We start from the raw sequence: 19,992 nt of genomic DNA on the forward strand, positions 1-19,992 counted from the left end.
CGCTCGATGATCCCAAGCCGGTACTGATTTGACTCGCTAACCGATTGTCGGAAGCGTACAGTTCGTTCGTCGCCCGCCTCCAATGGCAAACGGGCGCTTGAAAGAGTCGATCACGCTTTCGCCCAATCGGGAGTATGCGAGATGACCATTCGCGGAACGGCTGACGAAATACAGTTGGCAACACTTACCAGGATTTTGGACGACTATTGCGAGCAAGCTGGCATTGAGGGGACGCACCCAGCGCGTGAGCATTTGGCACGCCGCTTGATTGCTCTATTCAACGGCGGCATCGATAGACCGGACGATATCCGGATGGCTCTCGACAGTGCATCGAATGGTTGGCAGACCAATCATATCTGATCGGGTTGCTGCCAGCCATAGGGGGCAACATCACCTGTAACAGCCCGCCTTCCGTAAGACGGGTCGATTGCCCCAGCGTTGTCATCTCGCGCGGCGGACGTATTCTATTCCGGCGTGCCAGGCACGAAGTGGACGATCGCGTCGAGGATCGTGCGATGGAGGCTATCGACTTCCTCATCTATTTCATCCGCCCACCAACTTCGCGTCCGCGATAAGTTTGTGTGTGAGTTCATCGACGGAAATGACGTCGGCCTTCGTCGTTTCCAGAATGTTGTTGGCTATCCACTGATCGAGGAAGTTGATTCAGCGTGCGCTCATCAGGTCACAAGCTCGATCGATCCGGTAGGTTCCGGACCGGCGGCAATCGAACTTCATAGAAAGGCCGCGGGATACCGCCGTGTCGACAATCAGCGCTTCGATTGCGTGCCGCATAGTTCTCATGTTTGGCCCTTTTTTAGCATCCGGGCCCCCGCACGATGGAAGCATAATCGTAGCCAACCATGGCGATCAGGTCGCGAACCTGCGCTTCCGTAATCCCCGCCTCAAACGCCAACTTGCGCACAAACTCGGCTCTCTTGTCGAAGGGCTCAGATTTCTCAGCCATTGAGGTCAATTCCCCGCCAGCTCAAAGGTTCATTCCGAATTTGACGAAGGGACAGCTGGCGATTGAGACGACTCCGCCTCGGTGGTGTTCCGTGGTAAGTTTCTAGTGGCAGATGGATGATGCTTCGGCGAGCCCGCCTTATCGGCGGTGGCTCCCACAGAAAGGCGCTGGGCGCGCAGGCGAGCAGTCTTCGCGTTGCGAACCTGCCGCTCTGCCCCAATCGTCAGTTTTGACTCCCGGTCGGCACGCTCCGACTTGTCCTTGTCGACTCGTCTTTGAGTCATGAAAGCCTCCCTGGCTCACCGAACCTTGAATGCCAATCCGCTGAAATGTTCCTACGCGGGATCAACACGTTACAATTCGGCCGCCAACCAGAAGGCGAGCGCCACAGGGTCGGCCGACTGCAATTGGTCGACGATGGCTTTGCCAACCCAGACAGCGTCAATTTTGGGGAACTCCGACCTAAAGTGGAGCCGGAACCATTTTACTTTGCCGACGTTCCACGAGGTTACGTGTTCAGGGATTGAGAGCAATGGAAGCCCAATTATGACGAAGTTCATCTCGGGGCTTAGCCAGGACGCGGTAGATTATGAAGATTTTTTCGAGAACGGGGGCATTGGTTTGCATGTCGTTGACCGAGCTGGACGCATTCTCCACGCCAACAGAGCCGAATTGAAACTGTTGGGCTATGACGCATCCGATTACATCGGTCGTGACATCGCTAGCTTCCACGCTGATGAGGAAGCCATTAATGATATCCTCGCTCGTCTTACGCGCGGCGAAGCCGTCGAGCGCTATCCCGCTAGGCTCCGCGCCCGTGACGGCTCCATCAAGCATGTGGAAATAAGTTCAAGCGGCCAGTTCGAAAACGGCGAATTCGTGCATACGCGTTGTTTCACCGTCGACGTCTCGCAAATCAAATCCGTCGAGCGGGCGATGACCCAAAAGAGGCCCGCTACCACCAAATCCTGGATGCATTGCCAGTTGCCATCTACACAACAGATGCACGAGGTATAATTACCTACTTCAACAGAGCTGCTGCCGAACTTGCCGGCCGGGAACCGAAGATCGGCCAAGATCAATGGTGTGTCACTTTCAAACTGTTCACTGTCGACGGCAAGGCAATGCCGCATGACCAATGTCCCATGGCGATCACGCTCAAAGAGGGCCGCCCTGTCCGGAACGTCGAAGCAATTGCCCAGCGCCCGGATGGAAGCTTTTTTCCGTTCCTGCCGTTTCCGACTCCATTGAGGGACGAGCACGGACACCTCACTGGCGCCGTCAACATGCTTCTGGATTTGACGGACCGCAAAAAAGGCGAAGACGCCGTCCAGCACTTATCTGCGATTGTCGAATCGTCCTTCGATGCGATTGTGAGCAAGGATTTGGACGGATTTATAAGGAGTTGGAACAGAGGCGCGGAGCGACTGTTTGGATATGCGCCCGCCGAAGCTGTCGGGCAGCATATCAGCATGCTGATCCCGCCCGACCACCACGATGAGGAGCCAAAAATCCTTGAGCGTCTACGACGCGGCGAGCGGATCGAGAGCTATGAGACAATCCGCCAGAAAAAGGACGGACAACTGGTCCCGGTCTCTCTGACCATTTCGCCAGTCCGTGACGCCACAGGCCGCATCGTCGGCGCTTCAAAGATAGCACGCGACATAACCGTGACCAAGGAGAACGAACATCGCATCCGGATGCTGATGCGCGAGGTCAATCACCGCGTAAAGAACCAGTACTCGGTGATCCTTTCAATGATCCGCGAGACCAACAAGCGGTCCCAGAGTCCCAACGACTTTGAAAAGCAGGTGCGGGAGCGCATCATGGCCCTGTCGAGGTCTCATGATCTGTTGGTCTCGGCCGACTGGAAAGGCGCCACGGTCTCCGATCTGCTGGCGGCCCAAGCCAAACCCTTCGGCCGGGAAGACGCAATTACCATGGAAGGTCCACCGATCAGGCTCAGTCCCAATGCCGTCCAATATCTCGGCATCGCTTTTCATGAATTATGCACAAACTCTGCCAAATATGGAGCGTTGTCCGGCAGCCAGGGCACTATCGCAGTGACTTGGGGCATTACGGGTGAGCAAGGCAATCGAACATTGAAGTTGATTTGGTCTGAGGAGGATGGTCCTCGGGTCAATTCAATCGCGAGAAATGGCTTTGGCAGCGTCGTGCTTAAGAGTGTTGCCCCGCAGGCATTGAGTGGAACCAGCGACCTGAAGTACGGCGCCAATAATGTGGTCTGGACGCTCGAGGCGCCGGCACCTTTCGTCGAGGCCTCGCTGTTCGATGACCGCGGTACGGAACGCGATTTGACGGATAGTGCATCACTCTAAGTTGCAGCGGTTTCTCATTCAAGTTTCCGCCGGCGCAAGGATGGAACGCTGACGCAGCGCCTTTACCGCACCGAAACCTTCCGCTTGTCCAAAGCAAAACGCCGGCAATGCTCGAGATAGGCGACTTCGTGATCGGCGAGCAGATCAATGACGCTCGCCCAAAGCCAAGAAGGCGTATCCATTTCGTTGCCATCAGTGCGAAGCAACTCCTTGGTCCATAGGCGCCATGTGCCGGCATCCATCTGTCTGCGATGAGCCTTGCCGACAATACCACCGAGATGGCGGGCTATGGCCTCGATCTGCATGCTGTTCAGACGGTCTATCTCCAATTTGAGATCTTGCGGCGTCACTTCACGCACGAACACCGGCCTACCCATCACTGTCCCTGACAGCATCCGCTCACCCAAATGTGGGGACAGCGCCCTTGCGCCCGCAATGACACGCTCGGCATGGCTATGGGGCATGGCGGCATCAGGGCTGGACGGTGCAACCGCTGTGGTCGCCTCCTTCAGGTCAAGCAACGCCATCCGGCTATGCTTTCCCTGAACCAAGGCAGCGTAGCGGAGATGGCCGAGGGAACTGCACCCTTTGATCCAGTATGCAGCGTCCAGTACCTTCAATTTGCCCCTTCTCGCCTTGTCGACGTCGGGCGATAGCCGCGACACATCGGTGCTCTGAACGAATGCGAGCACCTGATGCCGTTCACCGCGATGAAGAGGCCAAAAGCGCTTGTTACGCGGCAAAACAGCGCTCATCGTCTCCAACCGTTCCATCGCCAGAGCGTGCCAGCGGCGACGGACCGCATGCTGTACCAAACTCCGTAGAGTCTTCGGCTTTGTTTGAGAGTCCCGTCCTTTGTCAGGGCCTTGAGAGGCCGACACATAGCCAACGAGAAGTTGGACAAGCATGCGTGCCGTTGTCACTCCAGGCAGATCCGAACTGCGAATAGCCGACGCCAGCGAGAGCCCCAATCGGACCAGATCATGGGCCGGGTTGCCGATGACGGTTTGGTCGAAATCGCGGATTTGAATATCGACGTTCCCCTCCAGATCCGCCAAGGCGCCAAGATTGCCGAGATGGCAATCACCGCAAATCCATATTGCCGGGCCCTGCGGCAGCGCCGAGCCGTTTCTGTCAAGCCATTCATAGAACCTGATGACGCTGCCGCGCACATAGGCGTGAGGTGATTGCGCCATTTTCCGGTTGCGGACGCGCTCGAGATAACCCTTACGATCTTTAAAATTCACTGAGTTCTCTCGGTATGCCGCGCGACCGATAGCGGCCAAGCGGAATCTGTCGTCGCTCTCCGGCCGGCCCCATCCTGCGGCATGCCTTCATCGTAGATTCTGCTGACCGAGCCGGCTTCGTTTGCGCTGTTCGTTGCCTCCGCGGCGAGTGCGGCGTGTGCCTCGCCGATTGCCTTTGAACGCGCGCGGTCCATATTGTTCAGCTCTCTTGCTAGAGACGGTATTATGTCAAAGTTCGGCGGCCTCGAAGCGGAGCTTGGCCATTGGTATCTCCTATTTCGATGCAATGTCTGGATCGGCTTTGCGTTCCAAAGATCGCTTCGCATCCTTCTGTCCCAGAGGACCGAGCCAGCGTGCGGCTCTCGGTCTTGTCGAACCACCAACCATCACCTGCTAAAGCTGGGATTCGATCGGGAGATGCCTGACCAGGGCAGCCAGGATGCGGCGGAACAATGCTGCCTCGGGTTCGCGAGTATAGGTCTGCGGGCTGCCTTCATCGCTGCCATGCCAGCGCAGAACTTCGTTCTTCAGTTCGAGCCGGTAGCTCGCTTCCGGCGCTATCTCCGATTTGAACCGATGTCGCAGTTCCGCGACCAGCTTCTCGTCTTCAAAAAGCACGCCCATTTCCGAATTCAACGATACGGACCGCGGATCGAAGTTGAAGGATCCGACGAAACCGATGCGGTCGTCGACGCTGAACGCTTTGGTGTGCAGGCTGGCGCCTTTGGATCCAAATACGGAGATCTTGGGCTGCCGGCTAAAGGGCTGAAGCTCGAAAAGCTGCACGCCCTTTCTCAGCAAGCGCTTGCGATAGTTGGCATAGGCTCCGTGGACGGCGGCGACATCGGTCGCGGCCAAGGAGTTGGTCAAAACAGCGACCTGCACCCCGTCGTCGACGAGGTCGCCGAGGATTTTTGAACCCTTCTTACCGGGGATAAAATACGGGGACACAATTTGCACGCGCTTGCGCGCCGACTGGATGATTGGGAGCAACTCCCTCATCAGCCAACCGCGCGGTCTCCAGCCTCGGACCTTCTCCGGAGGGTCGGAGATCACCCGCACGCGCTCGACCCAATGTACGTCACTGCTCGCCGCTATGAACTCGGCGATGGAGCCCTTGTCTCCGATACCGCTCAAAAGCGTCGACTCGGTTTCCGCGTCGCTTCCCTCGAAATAGGGGGCATGCGAGCCTGGCGCGGCTGCACCGAGTTCACCTATTGGCTTCGCGTCCTGGCATACCCAGAAAGTCTGGAAGATTTGCCCGGTTTGCTGGACGGCGGGACCGAGGAGCAGCATGTCGAGGTCACGGAAATTCGTCTCCGCCGCGTCAAAATAGGCATCGCCGACATTGCGCCCACCGACGATGGCGATGTTGTCGTCTGCAATCCACGCCTTGTTGTGCATCCGCCTTGTCAATGCAAAAAGCCGCAAGAGGACTTCCGCGCCACGCATGATGCCGCGCGCTCTGATGCCGCTCGGGTTGAACAATCTGAGTTCGATGTTTGGATGGTTGCTGAGCGCCAAATAAGCGGCATCGCTCTTGCGCGGATTGACGTCGTCGAGCAGCATTCTGACGCGCACGCCCCGCTGGGCCGCCCGAACAACTTCCTGCAAAAGCAAGCGTCCCGTGTGGTCGTCGTGCCAGAGATAATACATGAGATCAAGAGTGCGAGCCGCGCCCCTTGCCGCCAAAACACGCGCGGCGAACGCATCGTAATTGTCTGAAATCAGCAGCAGGCCGCTCTTACCTGCTTTGATTTTATCGGCCGATGTTTGCGTGATCGAGACGTCCATGGATTGACCAGTTTGGGAGGAGAACGAGGCGCCGTTTCATTAGGCCAAGAACCCGCGAGCGCTGATCTGGTTGCACGAGGGTCTTGAGCCTGCTGAGAGCTCACGAACAGCTAGCCCGTATGATAATCAGGTGGCTCGCCCATTTCGTTGCGCTGCTTCTTGTTCAAGCATCGCAATCTTTTCGCGGATCTCCTCTGGCTCGGCATGCTCCAGGCCGACAACGTCGTTTCTGGTCTCCCTAAGCGAAACGACGATCTCATCGAGCTTGGCGTGGATGGCGGCCGTATCGCGATAGCCCTGTATCAGGACAACACCGGTGATCACAATGGCGGCCACCGAAAGGGCATAGGTGACCGCGTTGGTCAGTCCGAACGGCACCAACGCGGTGCACAACACCATCGCGACCATCATGACGTAGAAGCCCGGCGGCCGGGAAAGGAATTCCGCTGCCACAAAAAGGATGCGGTTCATTCTAGCGTTCCCATAATTGCGCTGCCGGGGCTCGATCTCGCGCCGAACGCCGCCTTGGATACAACGACACCGTCATATCTTGGCCAGAGCGAATACGGCTATCAGCGCGGTGAGACCGACGCAAATGGGCACAGCCAGGAGGAAACCGGCCTCTATGAAGCGAGTCTGTTTGTCGTTGAACATTCAATCACCCGTCGCTGGCTAAATTCAAGTTAATAAGCGGTTCGCTCGCCGCAGCGAGCAAACCGTTGGCAACGCAGCTGCACTGATTTTGAGATGTGGGCTGTCCAAGTTCAGCCAAGGGATATTCCAATCACGAGCAGAGATATGGCCAGGACGAAAACTGGCGCTAACAACCAACGCGCTTGACCAACACTCCTGTCCATAAATCGTTCTCCGTTTCCGTGGCTGACAACTTCTGCCACAGGTGACCGTTCCAAGCTGCGCGGCCGGCAAGACCATTGCGGAATTCGACCGGACTTTGGTCCAACTTCGCCCCCCGACCGAAGTCCATCCAAGGGAACGATTGCATCCACGCCAAGTTGGCAGTTGGGCTTCGACATCGTCGATCGGGGCCAATCTCACGAGGAGTACGATTATGAAATTGCATGTCTCTGCCGCAGCTGCGGCATTTCTTCTGCTCGCAGGCGTCGGCATCGCGACGGCCGAGGACATCATTATTCAGCCGGAGCAGGAAACGGTTATCCGTGAATATGTGAAGAAGCAGCCGCTTGCGTCGGTGAAGGTTCCCGGAGTGGAACTCAACATCGGCACGGCGCTGCCCGACACCGTCGAACTTCGCGAAGTTCCCAACGTCAAATACCGCTATGTCGTGATCGACAACCGGACGGTTCTGGTCGATCCGAGCACCCACAAGATCGTCAAAGTTTACGACTGACCAGCCTTGCCAGCCGAAGCCCGTCGCCTCTCCCGGCGGCGGGTTTTCAACAGAAACGGAAAATCACAAATGCCAAATCTCGCAAAATCCGATGCCTTGGAAACGCGCGTTGAAAACCTCCGGACCAAGTTCGCAAACGCGAAAATTACCGGAGGCGACATGAAGGCCTTTCGAAAAGTCGCAACGGTGATGGCGGACTATCAAGGCCTCATCGACGGCGACGACCTGATCGCCGCCTCTTTCTCAATGACGATTAGTTCATTCCCGGCCATTGGCCTAAGGTGAACCAGCCGCCCGCGTCTAAGGCGTCGGGTTGGAACAAGGAAACGCCATGACTTCGACGGCAGCGCTGATCTGGTATCTGGTAATCGCCGGCCCGCAGGGCGGAATGGTGGTGTTGCCAAGCACTTTCGACAAGCGCGAACAATGCACGGCCGCAATCGTCGAATACCAGAAGCAGCCAACACCGCCGGGCTGGACCCTGCAGTGCATCCCGAGCGCCTCCCCATTCACCAACAATGGATCCGGTGAGTAGTGCGATGCAGAGCAATCGGCTCCTCTGACGCGACCTCGCCTCAGCTCTTAGTCTCGACATCGGCTGCCAGAAGCTTGATATGTTCGCTCGCGATTTTGAGCAGAGTTTCGGCGGTCTCCCGCGCTGTCCATCCCTGGGCCTCCGATTCGGTTACCAAGGCTGCGAATGCCGTTTCCAAGGCGACTTCGCAGTTGACCATTCGATCCGGACTTGCCTCCGGCAATATGGGCGGTTGAATGGTCTGGGACATGCGCGATCTCTTCAATAAAAAGGGAAAGCCCGCGCCTCTCGTGAAGAGCGCGGGCCGATCAAGGTGTCTCGCCCGATCTTCGGCAGGTGACGCGAGGGAGCATTGCCTGCCGCAATCACCAACCTTTGGAAGGCACTAATGTTCCAGACCAACCGATCGAAAGTGCGCTCACCCTCGAAGTGCACGATGATCCGCGAAACGCCTTTTCAGCGTCGAGGAACCGATGATCGCGGTGTATCCCTCAGCCAAGGAACCGCGGAATCCAACAAATTCACCGGGCAAGTCCCCAAAGGGCCAGCGCCCAAGCGGGTAATTTAATCGTTCGGGTACGTCAAAGTGAAATGACACGCTTGGCGAACTGTCCCATAGCTGAGCAGTCGGCGGCCAATTTGTGGGCTCCGCTGCTTGGGAGCGACGATCGCACCCTCGCCCGTAATGGAGGCGCCTGATGCTTGACCAACCAATTCGCTCACAAAACGAGGCGTTTTACCCGAATGACCTTGAGACCCTAAGGCTCGCCTTCGACTCACTTTGCGCTGAATTCTGCGTTCTTCCCGACACAGCTGATGCACAGGGGATTGCCGCCGAGCTGATAAGGCTATTCCAAACCGGCATGGCAAGTGGAGATATCCTAATGATGGCGGTGCGTGCCCGTTGGCAAAATGAATGGAAGATTGCTGGCTAGAGCGGCCTGGCCGCCGCGCGCGCGCCCAAGGGGAACCCCAAGACAGAAGAATGGCCCGGATCTCTGTCAGACCCGAACCGATCAAGTTGCGAACCTCGACCAGGCAGCGCCGCTCAGGAAGGTACGCTGCATCATGCTCAACCTGCCGCAGGCTTCGAGGTTCCGAGACAAGCAAAAAGCCCGCCACCGAGGCAAGGGCGGCAGGCTTATTGTGAAGCTATCCGACCAAGTCTCCGGCTCGTTTTGCCAGAGTGGGATCGATACGCTCCGTGTCCCACAATCACGTGCCTGTGTTCCATCGAAGCACGCAATGGCTCGCTTTGCTATTGGCTGGCCTGACGAGCCGCCTCAGCCTCCTGTACATCCACCGTGTAGAGCAGTTCGCCCTGTTCGTCGGAGACCCGCACCAGCCAACCAGACAAATCATCTGTTCCGGGCTCCAGATCGACCAAGAGATCGACCGCACAGCGAATTGCTTCGGCGCGCGCGGCGTCAAAGCTCGGCATGTGGGACGGAGGAATCCTCCGACTGGTTTCGCCGTCGCGATAGTCGAAAACATACACATCGCCCGCCGCATCTCTAACCGACGTCACCGAAACTTCGTCAAAGTTGCCGTTGCTGGTGGCGTCGTAGTCGTTCGAGGCAAGACCAAAGGTGGCGGTTTGGACGAGGATAGCCTTCGCGCGGTTCAGCACGATTTCCTCGTCCCCCTCGATGTTGGCCATGTCCACGGTAACGCATTCATTGCCTTGGCCACAAAACAGCACGCGCAATATCGCTTGGCCGTTCAGTGCGGCGGCATTCAAGACTTGGGTACGAACGATTTCCATTGCAGGCTCCCGGCTTTTTCTGTTGGCAGAAGGGGGCCGGACGATGCCAGCCGCCAATCTCAATCCTGGTGCTCTGGCATGTCTTCGAGCTGGTCCTTGGTCCAGGTGGTAACGGCATGAACATCACCGTCTTCATCGCGCATGAAATCCAGTTGGTTGGCTGAAACCGCCACCGGCTTGGCGCCGAGGCCGAGAAAGCCACCTACGTCAATGACAATCTGGCTGCCGTGCTGATGAGAAACGGTGCCGACCTTTTCGTCGTCAGCGCCATAGATGGTCGCGCCATCAAGAATCTCTGGCGTCAGTTCACTGCTGGCAAGCCTGATATGATTAGTGTGGTCCATCGTTGCATCTCCGGGTTGGGCCTGTCACCAATCTACGAGGAGGCTAAGGGTTCCCATGAGGGAAGGCCCTTCGCGGCAATCAGGCTCCAAAGCTGCGGCGCACCGGTTGCCCAGTGCCATAACAGCAGCCAGATCCTCGATGACCTACCTCTCGCGTGCAGGATGAACACCAGCAAGGTTCCGATGAGTTCATCTTCCCGCGTAATCCCAGACTTGAACAACGTCACCAGCGTTGCGGCGTGTGCCTCGCGTTCCTTGGCCGAGGCATCGGCAGGCAGGGGTGCTTGCTGAAGGCGCCAGAGCAAAGGAACGTCGCCCAGTTTGAGAATGCCCGCATTTTGAGAATGCCCGCATTGCGCATTGGATACTCGAAGATCACTCGCTCCTGTCCTGGCCCGGCACCCTAAATGGCCCAGCGAGGCGTCGGTTGCCTAACCACATCAAGTATCCGGCGCTTGCTTTTTTTCTTTGCGGCGGAACCAGTCGACCATCGTGAAGTTGCTTCTGCGCCTTGATTTGAGAAGGCCAAACAAACCAGGAGATAGCCAGATGGCGATGACAAAACCGGCCGCGACCAAGGGCCTAGGCGAACTGTTCCGAGATACGCTCAAGGACATCTATTTCGCCGAGAAAAAATCCTCTCGACATTGCCGAAAATGGCCAAGGCCGCGCAGAGCCCCGAGCTGGAGGCGGCGTTCGAAAAGCATCACGGCGAAACGCAGGAGCATGTGGCGAGGCTCGAAGAAATCTTCGAGATTCTCGGTATGAAGCCCCAGGCCAAGACCTGCGCTGCCATCATGGGTATTACCGAGGAAGGCGCTGAGATTATCGAGGAGTACAAGGGCAGCCCTGCCCTGGATGCTGGTCTCCTTGCCGCTGCGCAGGCAGTCGAACACTATGAGATTTCTCGCTACGGCACCCTGCACACCTGGGCGTCGGAACTCGGATTGACTGCGGCGGTCCAGCTGTTGGACCTCACGCTCGCCGAAGAGAAGAAGACGGACGTCGCCCTTACCGAGCTCGCGGAGTCGGCGGTCAACGTCGCCGCAGAAGCGGCGTAGCAAGGTTATCGCCTTTGGATGAGCCTTGGATACCAAGGCTCATCCGCACAATCAGCGCATCGGCGTCTCAGCGGCGCAACGGGAGTATGACATGGGCTTTTTCGGCAAATTCTTCTCAGGCCTGGATCGCAAGGCGCCAGCCGACAAAAAACGATTGGAGACGTGCGCAAGGCAACCGGCGCCGGCCCCGCGATCGCGGCTCATTCCAAAGACGCCAAGACGTCGGCAGCGACCGGTCAAAATCCAGCGGCGGCCAAGAAGAAATCAGCCAACTGACGGCCGATGTTGCACGCGACTTATGACAGGCTGCATCCGTTGCGGCTTGACGGCTCGTTGGGGTAGCGGGAACAGCTATGCCGTTCACGGCGTTGAGAGGACTCAAGCCCGGGCATTGGAGGCGAATTGGTGGAAGCGCTCGACGGCAACCCAACAACAACGGGTCAAGAGAAGGAACGCACTGGCGCACACGCTGGAGTCGTGGTCGACACAGCGAGGTTAAACGAGTGACTTCGAAAGCGAGACGAAGCCCGCAGCCAACCGGCAAAGAGGCCTCGTTGATCGATGGAGAAGCGGCCAGTCGCGCGGCATCCACTACTGAAGAGAATAAGGCCGCTCTGCGGTCGGAGGGCGGGGGACGCGGCCGCGACGCGGCTTGGCCATCCCAGATACCTGCGCTTGGATGGAAGGATATTTCCTGGCGCTTGTGGGAGGAATTCAACAAGGACCGGGTTCTGCTCGTCGCGGCCGGTGCCACTTTCTACCTGCTGCTTGCACTCTTCCCGGCTTTGGCGGCGTTCATCTCAATTTATGGGTTTGTCGCGGACCCGGTCACGGTTGCTGACCATGTCGCTTATCTCGGCGGATTGCTGCCGTCAGGCGGGCTGGACCTCATTCGCGATCAGTTGCAAGCTTTGGCCAAGCAGAAACCAGGGGCGCTCGGCATAGGTTTTTTCATCGGGCTTGGTATCGCACTCTGGAGTTCCAACAGCGGTATGAAGGCACTGTTTGATGCCATGAACATCGCCTATGAGGAACGCGAAAAACGTAGCTTCATCACGCTCAACCTCATGTCGATCCTGTTCACGGTTGGAGCGCTGCTGATCGGCATCGTGCTGTTGCTCACGGTGGGCGTCGTTCCAGCACTTTTGGGCTATTTCTATCTTGATGCGTGGACGGAAACCCTTGTCGCGGTATCTCGGTGGCCGATCCTTGTCGGTGCGATGTTGACCGGAATTTCCTTGCTTTATCGCTTCGGACCGAGCCGCGAGCGAGCCAAGTGGCGCTGGCTGAGTTGGGGCGCGTTGATTGCGACGGTGGCATGGATCGCAGCGTCGTGGCTGTTCTCGTTCTATCTGCAGCATTTTGCCAACTATAACGCCACCTACGGCTCGCTCGGCGCCGTTGTCGGTTTGATGATGTGGACATGGATTTCCGTCATCATCCTTATCGCTGGAGCCGCCATCAATGCCGAGATGGAGCATCAGACAGCCGTCGACTCGACCACGGGCCCGCCCCTGCCATGGGCAAGCGTGGCGCGGTGGTGGCTGACACGTTAGGCAAGACCGCAGACTGAGGCTCCAAATGAACGTCGCACCGTGAACGACGACTTCATGATTAGGACATGTCAGGACGTCCGGGCTGGACCCCGCCAATTTTCTGATTTGCTACCGCCTCCACCATAAGGACGAAGAGGCTGTGAACCTCTTCGTCAATCTCACGGGATGAAATGCCTTCCACCAATGCGTCCTCAATCGCCCTGTCAGCGAGATCAGTGATCAAGGAAGGGTCGGCGGAGGGGTGATCTGGAACGTTCTCGTTTATCCATTGGTGTAGAAAGGCGAGGCCACGTCTGCTCATGAAATGACTAATTTCACTCCGCGAAATAGGTTCCCTTTGAACCATTGTAGAGACCGGACGGACGGAATTTGCCGTGGCCCGAACTGAGATGACCTAGGCCGTTCCTTCGCGGGATGATGCTCAATAACCACCGATCACGGGCACGATCTCGCCGGTGATGTAGCTTGAGCATTGTGGCGACGCCAGGTGAATCGCATATGGCGATTTTGGGCTTGAAGTTGGTTTGAGAAGGGATTCTTTGGGAAGGCAGTCCACCGAGGAGTGACTGCCATTACCAGCCTTGAGAGCTATTTCGGTACGGTGCCTGATCCGCGCGCGGCCAACGCCACGCACCGGCTTGGCGACCTGATCGTGATGATGATCGCTGCGAGCCTGTGTGGCGCGACCAGCGCAACGGAGTTTTCGTTGTTCGCGCAAGAGCGCAAACAGGCGCTGTCGCGCTTGATCGACTATGAGGAGGCGCCCAGCCACGACACCTTCTCGCGGCTGTTGCGCCTGCTCGATCCGGAGGCCTTCGGACGGGCGTTCGCCGCCTTTGCCGCAGGCTTTACCCAGGCCCGCCAGGGCGTGGTCTCGCTTGATGGCAAGGCGCTGCGGCGGGCCTATGAGAAAGGTCTTGCGGCCAGCCCGCCCCTGACGGTGTCGGCCTTTGCCAACCAGGCGCGGCTATGTCTGGCGGCGGCCTCGCCCGGCGAAGGAGACAATGAGGTCGAGGCTGCCCTCAAGGTCGTCGAACTCATTGATCTTACTGGCCGATTGGTCACTGCCGATGCCCTCCACTGCCACACGCGCATGGCCAAGTCCATCATTCAGCGCGGCGGCGACTATCTGCTCGCGCTCAAGGGAAACCGCCGGCATTGGTTGGCTCGGGCCAATCAACAACTGGCCCAGACCACTCCCGCCGTCACTGAGCGGACCGAAACCAGCCATGGCCGCAGCGAATGGCGGCAGGCAGAGGTCGTGGTGGCAGCTGAACCAATGATGCCTGGGCACAAGGCCTTCATCCGCATCACCAGCCGGCGCGATCAGGCCAAGCCGCTGACGCGCCTGTTCATGGCCTCAACGCTGCTGTCGCCGCAGCAGGCGATCGACCTCACCAGAGCGCATTGGCAGATCGAGAACGCACTGCACTGGATGCTTGACGTTCATCTGCACGAGGATCTCAGCCGTGCCCGCAAGGACAACGCCCCCGCCAACGCCGCCCTCATCAACCGCATCGCCAGAAATATCCTTCAGGCCGCCGACATCGACAAAGTCCCCATCAGCCACCGCATCAAGAAATGCGCTTGGAATGACGACTATCTCATCCAGGCAATCGCTCATATGCGATAGCCCTGGTGGCGACGCCAAGAAGACATAAGCAGGCGCGATCTCCTCGGGCTGCGCAGGTCGTTTCATCGGGGTCTTTGCGCCGAACTTCGAAACATCGCTCGCTTGCTTTTCGGATGGGTTGAGCGGTGTCCAGACCGGGCCTGGCGCGACGGCGTTCACGCGGATTCCCCTGTCGATTAGATTGCCCGACAGCGCCCTTGTGAAAGCGTGGATCCCGCCCTTGGTCATCGAGTAATCAACCAATTCCTTCGATCCGTCTATCCCAGTGATCGATCCAGTATTGACGATCGCGGATCCCGGCTTCATGTGCGTCACAGCTTCCTGAGCCATATGGAAATAGCCGTACAGGTTTGTCTTCAGCGTAGTGTCGAAATGCTCTTCGGTCAGGTCGGCGAAGTCGCTTGAATGTACCTGGAAGGCGGCATTGTTAACGAGCACGTCCAACCCACCCAGCTGCTTGATGGTAGCGGTCACTGCCTTTCGGCAGAAGCCACGATCGGCGACATCGCCGCGGAGAATGATGCAGCGGTGGCCCTCGCTTTGCACCGCTTGTTCGTCACCTCGGCATCGCCATCCTCCGATAGATAAACAATGGCAACATCGGCGCCTTCGCGGGCGAACAAAACAGCGACTGCCCGGCCAATACCGGAATCGCCGCCAGTGATCAGCGCCACCTTGCTTTCGAGCTTACCAGAGCCACGCCAAAACGGGGCGTCATAGAGCGGAGCCGGCTTGATATCGCTTTCGTTCCCGGGTTTGGGATGATGCTGCTTGGGAAATGGGGGTGCCGGATATCTTCGCGCACCTGCTTGCATGCCGCCAGCCGGTTTCGATTTCGGTTTGGCGCGGTCGTCCGAGTCGACTTCTCGCTGTATGCGTTGCTGCTTTTCTTTTGCGTTGAACGTGTTTGTCTTGGTTGCGGCGGGCATCGATGTCTCCTTTGTTGTCAGAGACAACGCGCGTTTGTGGAAAAGGTTGATCGCCGCTGCGACAGGATGGAAATCCGCGTTGCATGTCCATTTGGCTCTAACGTTCTTGTTGGGTTCGTCCCTTCCGCCAAATCGGCGGCAGGAGGAACGATTTGAAAGGAAACTCGTTGGCTCTGAGCCGAAACAGGATGAACGATATGGTCGCGCCGCGTGCTGTCTGGAAAGGTTTTTGAAGGTTGGCTCGGTTACCTGCGGCGTCAAGATTGTTGGTGCCACCAGCGAAGCCTCGAAGATTCACTTCAAGATTTTGAACCGCAAGGACGGCCTACCTGTCAAAAGCGTCTATGCCGACGAGAAGACAGGGAAGCCGGTCGAAACGGAAGACCAGGTCAAGGGTTTCGAGGTGGAGAAGGATGAATTCCTCCAGATCGAGCCCGACGACATCAAGGCGCTCAAGCTCACGTCGGATCACACATTGGAGGTGGGTGAGTTTGTGGCGATCAGCGAGATCGACACCCGCTATCTAGAGAAGCCCTACTACCTCATTCCAGCCGACGGCGCGGCCGTCGAGGCATACGGCGTGATCCGCGATGCCATGAAGAACAAGGGCGTCGCAGCACGGTCCTGCATCGTGCTCTACCAGCGCGGCCGTGAAGTTGTTATCGAGCCATATGGCAAGGGCATGGTGATGACCGAACTTCGAAACCACAACGAGATGGTCTCCGAGGACAGTGTCTTCGATAGCATGACCAAGGCGAAATACGATCCCGAATTGCTTGAGATCGCCGGCATGCTCATCGACAAAAAGGTGACCACTTTCGATCCCTCGAAATTCGAAGACACCTACGAAGATGCGCTGATTGCCATGATCGACGCGAAGCGCAGGGGCAAGGCGCCCCCAAAGGCGGCGCCCAAGCCGCAGGAGAACGTCATCAACCTGGCCGAGGTGCTCAAGAAGAGCCTCACGCAGGAAGGATTAGCGACGCCTAAGACGAGCACTCCGAAGCGCAAGAGCGCTTAGTGCAAACCCGCACAGAGTCGATCAAGGAGCCGTTTGTGACCCAATTGACTGTCGAGCAATGTCGGGCGGCGCGGGCGCTAGTGGACTGGTCACAAGCCAGGCTCGGCGCCAAAGCGCAAGTCAGTGAGGGAACCGTTCGGGACTTCGAGAAGAGCAAGCGCGTTCCGGCCGGCGACATGCTGGTTGCGATGCGATCCGCGCTTGAGCTGGCGGGGGTTGCCTTTCTAAGTGATGGCGAGACGATCCATGGCGGACCAGGCGTTCGGCTCAAGACGTCAACGGTGCCGCGCACGCCTATCCAGGATGGCGAAGCGGGAATTATTCAAAACAGCGAAATGTAAGCCGCCGCTCGGATCGAGCCATCGCTGCCGTTACCTTTGATCGTTGTAGGGCTCTTTCGTTTGTCCAACCATCTTCGCGAGTTCCGAAAACGGTAGAATGTCGGATTCGCCTTGGGAATTGTTCGCGATCTGCAGAAGACGGATTGGAAAGCAGATGGCGTCGCGATTGGCCGGCGGCATGTCTTCGTAGGTGCGCTCATCGCCCGTGAAATTGGCTTCGGACTTCCGCAACGCGATATCGATGTCGTCGACTGAAAGCAGGCCTTTGTGGACCAGCAAATTGTTGATCGACGCGACCGCCATCATCAGACCTTCAAGCTGAAGATTGGCGACGTTCATGGCCTGGAACTCTTTACCTGGTCGGATGGGTTCTGCCCGTCTGACTGGTGAGTCTTGTCGTCCACCTCATTGACGGGGCGCGTCAGTCCAACGCCATTCTTGGGCTTCTTGTTTCCGGCCGCGTCCTGAGAGAACGCATCCGAAGGGTCGGCGCCGGTCTTTGCCGGGTATTTTGTCGCCCCGGTTTCGCGATGGTTTTCGTTGTCAGACATGTCTTGGTCCTCCGTGTGATCAACGATAACCGCACCCGGCAGCGCTAGTTCCGCTCCAGATGGAACATTCCCTACGGCCGGTCGTTGGCCAGCAAAGGAGACACGGAAATGGCCAAGATCAAGAACCTCGGCGCGGCTATTGTCAGGGAACCGCAGAGAGCCGGTGCCAAGATAGAGCGTAAAGGCCTGGACGGCAACGACGAGGATCAGGCGTCACCTACCCCTAAGACGGCAGGTGCTTCTCCCAAAAACAAAAGCCCTCGGGCAGAACCCTTCACTGCCAGACAAATCGATGCGCGGCCGGTGGCCGGCAAAACACCTCGTCCGACCAACCGACCGGGAGAATAATCATGCCGCCCAAACCAGAGCCAAATGAAGAACCGCCGGTAGATGCCCCGACCTGGACTCCCGACGTGCGAGAGCCTGACCCGGATCTTCTGCCGGACGAAATTCCTCTCCCCAATCCCGACGAGAACCGTGATCCCCCAAAGCGAGCTCTGCAATGAGCATCGATGAGGTGCGCAGCGGTGGCTGCCTTTGCGGTGCGGTTCGCTTTTGGTGAAAGGCGCACCCCTGCGCGTTGGACTTTGCCATTGCCAGGATTGTCGGCGCACAAGCGGCAGTGCGTTCACCTTCTTCGCGTTTGGCCGCGACCTGCTTATCAAGGCGCTGGAAACCTGCGGGCTTTCGAAGGACGGACCTTTTGCCCTGAATGCGGATCGCGCGTTGCCTCGCTGCGGGAGGAAGAGGCCGAGATCATGCTCGGTACCCTCGACATTGCCCCCAGCGATATCATACCCGGCTATGAACTTTGGATCGGCCGTCGCGAACCTTGGCTAATGGATCTGCAGTGGGCTGAGCAGTTTGAGCATGACCGAGAGCCGCGTGCGATAGACGCGCCATCGATGAGCGATGGGGGGTGGCCCATCACACACGGCCACGCATGCACTTGAGGCCCCGTCCCCAACCTCTACTATCGAATTTTGCTATTTGACCGGGGACATGATGGGCAACGCGACAGCAAGCAATCTGTTTGGACGCGCCAGGCGTTGGGCTATTGCCTTGACGCAGCAGAAAAGCGTCACCGGAACGGATGGCGAGGTGTCGTTCGGGTTGTTGTTCGCCAACATGCTTGGCGCGGAGACTGTGTTTCGAGACGCAAAAATCTGGACGATCGAGATCGAACCTGGGGACGGCCGCCACTGCGTGGCAATGCTGGTCCGGGGTGCGGGGCGAGGCACCATTGTCCTGACAGGGCACTACGACACCGTCTCGACCCATGACTATGGTGAAATGGAAGACTTGGCGACCGAACCTGAACACCTCACCCTTGCCCTGGCCAAGAGCTTGCACATGGCCGAGACGTCCGCCGCCCAACTAGCGAAAACGGATCTCGCCTCAGGAGAATTTCTTGCCGGGCGTGGCCTCCTGGACATGAAGGCTGGCCTTGCCGCTGGATTGACCGTCTGCGCGGAATTCGCCGACCGTGTTGGGCCTGCCGGCAACTTGCTCTTCATCGCCGTGCCCGACGAAGAGAACAATTCCGCAGGGGCGCGCAAGGCTGTCCAGGTGCTCCCCGAAATAGCCAGGGAGCATGACCTCGATATTGCGGCGGCCATCAATCTTGACGCCATCACCGACGATGGCGACGGCAGCAAGGGTCGAGTCATCGCGTTGGGAACAGTCGGCAAATTGCTGCCGACTGTTTTCGTGGCGGGCGTTCCCGCCCATAGCGGCTTTCCCTTGAATGGGCTCAATGCGGGCGCGCTCGCTGCCGCCATCGCAGCGCGCATTGAATGGGCGCCGGAGCTTACCGACGGTTCCCAGGCGCTGCGGGGAACAGCGCCAAGCCTTCTCAGTATCCGCGATGGCAAGGCCGGCTATGACGTGACCACGCCTGCGACAGCCTTTGCCACGTTCAACGTGCTGAGCTATCGGCGAGCGCCAGACGAGGTGCTGGAGCGTTTCGACAGGCTATGCCTCGATGCGGCGAGAGACTATCGGGCGCAACTCACTCGACGAATCGGTTCGAGGCGCAGCGATTTCATCGAGAGCATCCCCCTGTATCGATACGAAGCCGTGCTGGGCCGCCTCGAGGCGGAAGCGATATCGAAGCTTGACGCGCTCAGCGCTTCCGTCGCCGCTGGCGTACTTTCTTTGCCCGAACAATGCCGGATCGTGACCGAGGAAGCCTGGAAGCCGAGCCAGCTACCAGGCCCGGCAATCATCACGGGGTTTGGCTCGACCCCTTATCTGGCCACGAACCTTTCAGATACGCCAATAGCAGCGAGACTAAGGGCAATCACCTCCGACATAGCAGCTGGATCGAGCGTCCGTTACGGCAGCGCTATCAGTTGCACGAAGTACTTCGCCGGCATTTCGGACATGAGTTTCTTTGGCGAGGCCGCCGCGTCGGGTTTCGATGTGGTCGGCAGGAACACGCCAATGTGGAGGGACGGGTTCGATGGCCGAAGGCAAATGGGTTAGCCAATATACCGACCATCAACATCGGCCCATGGGGTCGAGACTACCACACGCCGCTG

General features: G+C 58.1%; 20 protein-coding genes and 6 pseudogenes. 15 read left to right on the forward strand and 11 right to left on the reverse strand.

Features of this window, described 5'->3' with window-relative positions; translation table 11 throughout:
• Positions 1 to 141: 141 nt before the first annotated feature.
• Positions 142 to 360 carry a hypothetical protein gene (locus AC0V8S_RS29465; protein WP_475434950.1) on the forward strand — a complete coding sequence of 73 codons (219 nt, stop codon included), beginning with the start codon at positions 142 to 144 and terminating at the stop codon, positions 358 to 360.
• 104 nt (positions 361 to 464) lie between these two features.
• Here the strand turns inward: AC0V8S_RS29465 and AC0V8S_RS29470 are convergent.
• A pseudogene (locus AC0V8S_RS29470) lies at positions 465 to 663 on the reverse strand (DUF768 domain-containing protein).
• A gap of 151 nt (positions 664 to 814) precedes the next feature.
• Positions 815 to 964, reverse strand: coding sequence for a hypothetical protein (locus AC0V8S_RS29475; RefSeq protein WP_475434952.1), 150 nt, complete (start codon positions 962 to 964; stop codon positions 815 to 817).
• Between the two features lie 546 nt (positions 965 to 1,510).
• On the opposite strand from AC0V8S_RS29475, the gene AC0V8S_RS29480 reads away from it, so the two are divergent.
• Together AC0V8S_RS29480 and AC0V8S_RS29485 are read left to right on the forward strand one after the other, a co-directional pair.
• The gene (locus AC0V8S_RS29480; protein ID WP_475434953.1) at positions 1,511 to 1,981 is read left to right on the forward strand and encodes a PAS domain S-box protein; all 471 of its coding nucleotides are present in this window, start codon (positions 1,511 to 1,513) and stop codon (positions 1,979 to 1,981) included.
• A complete protein-coding gene (locus tag AC0V8S_RS29485; RefSeq protein ID WP_475434955.1) occupies positions 1,942 to 3,303 on the forward strand; it encodes a sensor histidine kinase in 1,362 nt (453 codons plus the stop codon). Before AC0V8S_RS29480 ends, AC0V8S_RS29485 begins: the two co-directional genes overlap by 40 nt.
• 62 nt (positions 3,304 to 3,365) lie before the next feature.
• Here AC0V8S_RS29485 and AC0V8S_RS29490 read toward each other — a convergent pair whose 3' ends face one another.
• From AC0V8S_RS29490 to AC0V8S_RS29500, 3 genes are all read right to left on the reverse strand, one after another.
• Positions 3,366 to 4,499, reverse strand: coding sequence for a DUF2252 family protein (locus AC0V8S_RS29490; RefSeq protein WP_475438722.1), 1,134 nt, complete (start codon positions 4,497 to 4,499; stop codon positions 3,366 to 3,368).
• Between the two features lie 444 nt (positions 4,500 to 4,943).
• Complete coding sequence (locus tag AC0V8S_RS29495) at positions 4,944 to 6,344, reverse strand: phospholipase D-like domain-containing protein (protein WP_475434957.1); 1,401 nt, start codon at positions 6,342 to 6,344, stop codon at positions 4,944 to 4,946.
• 126 nt (positions 6,345 to 6,470) lie between these two features.
• On the reverse strand, positions 6,471 to 6,815 hold the full coding sequence (locus tag AC0V8S_RS29500) for a low affinity iron permease family protein (RefSeq protein WP_475434958.1): 345 nt from the start codon (positions 6,813 to 6,815) through the stop codon (positions 6,471 to 6,473).
• Between the two features lie 598 nt (positions 6,816 to 7,413).
• Between AC0V8S_RS29500 and AC0V8S_RS29505 the strand changes: the two genes are divergently transcribed.
• The 3 genes from AC0V8S_RS29505 (at position 7,414) to AC0V8S_RS29515 (ending at position 8,248) form a co-directional block, all read left to right on the forward strand.
• Entirely contained in the window at positions 7,414 to 7,713 is a 300-nt protein-coding gene (locus tag AC0V8S_RS29505) for a DUF1236 domain-containing protein (protein ID WP_202351215.1), read from the forward strand.
• 69 nt (positions 7,714 to 7,782) lie between these two features.
• The gene (locus AC0V8S_RS29510) at positions 7,783 to 7,998 is read left to right on the forward strand and encodes a hypothetical protein (RefSeq protein ID WP_475434960.1); all 216 of its coding nucleotides are present in this window, start codon (positions 7,783 to 7,785) and stop codon (positions 7,996 to 7,998) included.
• 46 nt (positions 7,999 to 8,044) lie between these two features.
• The gene (locus AC0V8S_RS29515) at positions 8,045 to 8,248 is read left to right on the forward strand and encodes a hypothetical protein (RefSeq protein WP_475434962.1); all 204 of its coding nucleotides are present in this window, start codon (positions 8,045 to 8,047) and stop codon (positions 8,246 to 8,248) included.
• 40 nt (positions 8,249 to 8,288) lie between these two features.
• Here AC0V8S_RS29515 and AC0V8S_RS29520 read toward each other — a convergent pair whose 3' ends face one another.
• Positions 8,289 to 8,498 (reverse strand): hypothetical protein, encoded by a 210-nt coding sequence (locus AC0V8S_RS29520; RefSeq protein ID WP_202351216.1) that lies wholly within the window; start codon positions 8,496 to 8,498, stop codon positions 8,289 to 8,291.
• Positions 8,499 to 8,946: 448 nt separating this feature from the next.
• Here AC0V8S_RS29520 and AC0V8S_RS29525 point away from each other — a divergent pair, with 448 nt between their 5' ends.
• Entirely contained in the window at positions 8,947 to 9,183 is a 237-nt protein-coding gene (locus tag AC0V8S_RS29525; RefSeq protein ID WP_475434964.1) for a hypothetical protein, read from the forward strand.
• 323 nt (positions 9,184 to 9,506) lie between these two features.
• Here the strand turns inward: AC0V8S_RS29525 and AC0V8S_RS29530 are convergent, their stop codons facing one another.
• Positions 9,507 to 10,013, reverse strand: a complete 507-nt coding sequence (locus tag AC0V8S_RS29530) for a DUF6894 family protein (RefSeq protein ID WP_475434966.1) — start codon at positions 10,011 to 10,013, stop codon at positions 9,507 to 9,509.
• A gap of 59 nt (positions 10,014 to 10,072) precedes the next feature.
• On the reverse strand, positions 10,073 to 10,357 hold the full coding sequence (locus AC0V8S_RS29535; RefSeq protein ID WP_475434968.1) for a PRC-barrel domain containing protein: 285 nt from the start codon (positions 10,355 to 10,357) through the stop codon (positions 10,073 to 10,075).
• 555 nt (positions 10,358 to 10,912) lie between these two features.
• Here AC0V8S_RS29535 and AC0V8S_RS29540 point away from each other — a divergent pair.
• The 3 genes and pseudogenes from AC0V8S_RS29540 to AC0V8S_RS29550 all read left to right on the forward strand — a co-directional run bounded on the left by AC0V8S_RS29540 (position 10,913) and on the right by AC0V8S_RS29550 (position 14,607).
• Positions 10,913 to 11,418, forward strand: a pseudogene (locus AC0V8S_RS29540) (YciE/YciF ferroxidase family protein).
• A gap of 503 nt (positions 11,419 to 11,921) precedes the next feature.
• A pseudogene (locus AC0V8S_RS29545) lies at positions 11,922 to 12,991 on the forward strand (YihY/virulence factor BrkB family protein).
• A 545-nt stretch (positions 12,992 to 13,536) separates the two neighbouring features.
• The gene (locus AC0V8S_RS29550) at positions 13,537 to 14,607 is read left to right on the forward strand and encodes an ISAs1 family transposase (protein ID WP_475434969.1); all 1,071 of its coding nucleotides are present in this window, start codon (positions 13,537 to 13,539) and stop codon (positions 14,605 to 14,607) included.
• 66 nt (positions 14,608 to 14,673) lie between these two features.
• On the opposite strand, the pseudogene AC0V8S_RS29555 reads toward AC0V8S_RS29550, so the two are convergent.
• Positions 14,674 to 15,536, reverse strand: a pseudogene (locus tag AC0V8S_RS29555) (SDR family NAD(P)-dependent oxidoreductase); the annotation flags it as partial.
• A gap of 197 nt (positions 15,537 to 15,733) precedes the next feature.
• On the opposite strand from AC0V8S_RS29555, the pseudogene ku reads away from it, so the two are divergent.
• Together ku and AC0V8S_RS29565 are read left to right on the forward strand one after the other, a co-directional pair.
• Positions 15,734 to 16,557 (forward strand): annotated as a pseudogene (gene ku, locus AC0V8S_RS29560) (non-homologous end joining protein Ku).
• On the forward strand, positions 16,557 to 16,898 hold the full coding sequence (locus AC0V8S_RS29565; protein ID WP_475434971.1) for a helix-turn-helix domain-containing protein: 342 nt from the start codon (positions 16,557 to 16,559) through the stop codon (positions 16,896 to 16,898). Before ku ends, AC0V8S_RS29565 begins: the two are co-directional and overlap by 1 nt.
• A 30-nt stretch (positions 16,899 to 16,928) precedes the next feature.
• Here AC0V8S_RS29565 and AC0V8S_RS29570 read toward each other — a convergent pair whose 3' ends face one another.
• Both AC0V8S_RS29570 and AC0V8S_RS29575 read right to left on the reverse strand, forming a co-directional pair.
• Positions 16,929 to 17,237: a hypothetical protein gene (locus AC0V8S_RS29570; protein ID WP_096454787.1), complete on the reverse strand. Its 309-nt coding sequence runs from the start codon at positions 17,235 to 17,237 to the stop codon at positions 16,929 to 16,931.
• The gene (locus tag AC0V8S_RS29575) at positions 17,234 to 17,449 is read right to left on the reverse strand and encodes a hypothetical protein (protein WP_475434973.1); all 216 of its coding nucleotides are present in this window, start codon (positions 17,447 to 17,449) and stop codon (positions 17,234 to 17,236) included. The genes AC0V8S_RS29570 and AC0V8S_RS29575 overlap by 4 nt, the downstream gene beginning before the upstream one ends.
• A gap of 108 nt (positions 17,450 to 17,557) precedes the next feature.
• On the opposite strand from AC0V8S_RS29575, the gene AC0V8S_RS29580 reads away from it, so the two are divergent.
• From AC0V8S_RS29580 to AC0V8S_RS29590, 3 genes and pseudogenes are all read left to right on the forward strand, one after another.
• On the forward strand, positions 17,558 to 17,797 hold the full coding sequence (locus AC0V8S_RS29580; protein WP_475434975.1) for a hypothetical protein: 240 nt from the start codon (positions 17,558 to 17,560) through the stop codon (positions 17,795 to 17,797).
• 154 nt (positions 17,798 to 17,951) lie between these two features.
• Positions 17,952 to 18,402: pseudogene (locus tag AC0V8S_RS29585) on the forward strand (GFA family protein).
• A 49-nt stretch (positions 18,403 to 18,451) separates the two neighbouring features.
• Positions 18,452 to 19,936 carry a M20/M25/M40 family metallo-hydrolase gene (locus AC0V8S_RS29590; protein WP_475434976.1) on the forward strand — a complete coding sequence of 495 codons (1,485 nt, stop codon included), beginning with the start codon at positions 18,452 to 18,454 and terminating at the stop codon, positions 19,934 to 19,936.
• Positions 19,937 to 19,992 lie beyond the last annotated feature (56 nt).

The sequence above is a fragment of the Mesorhizobium oxytropidicola genome (assembly GCF_056174625.1).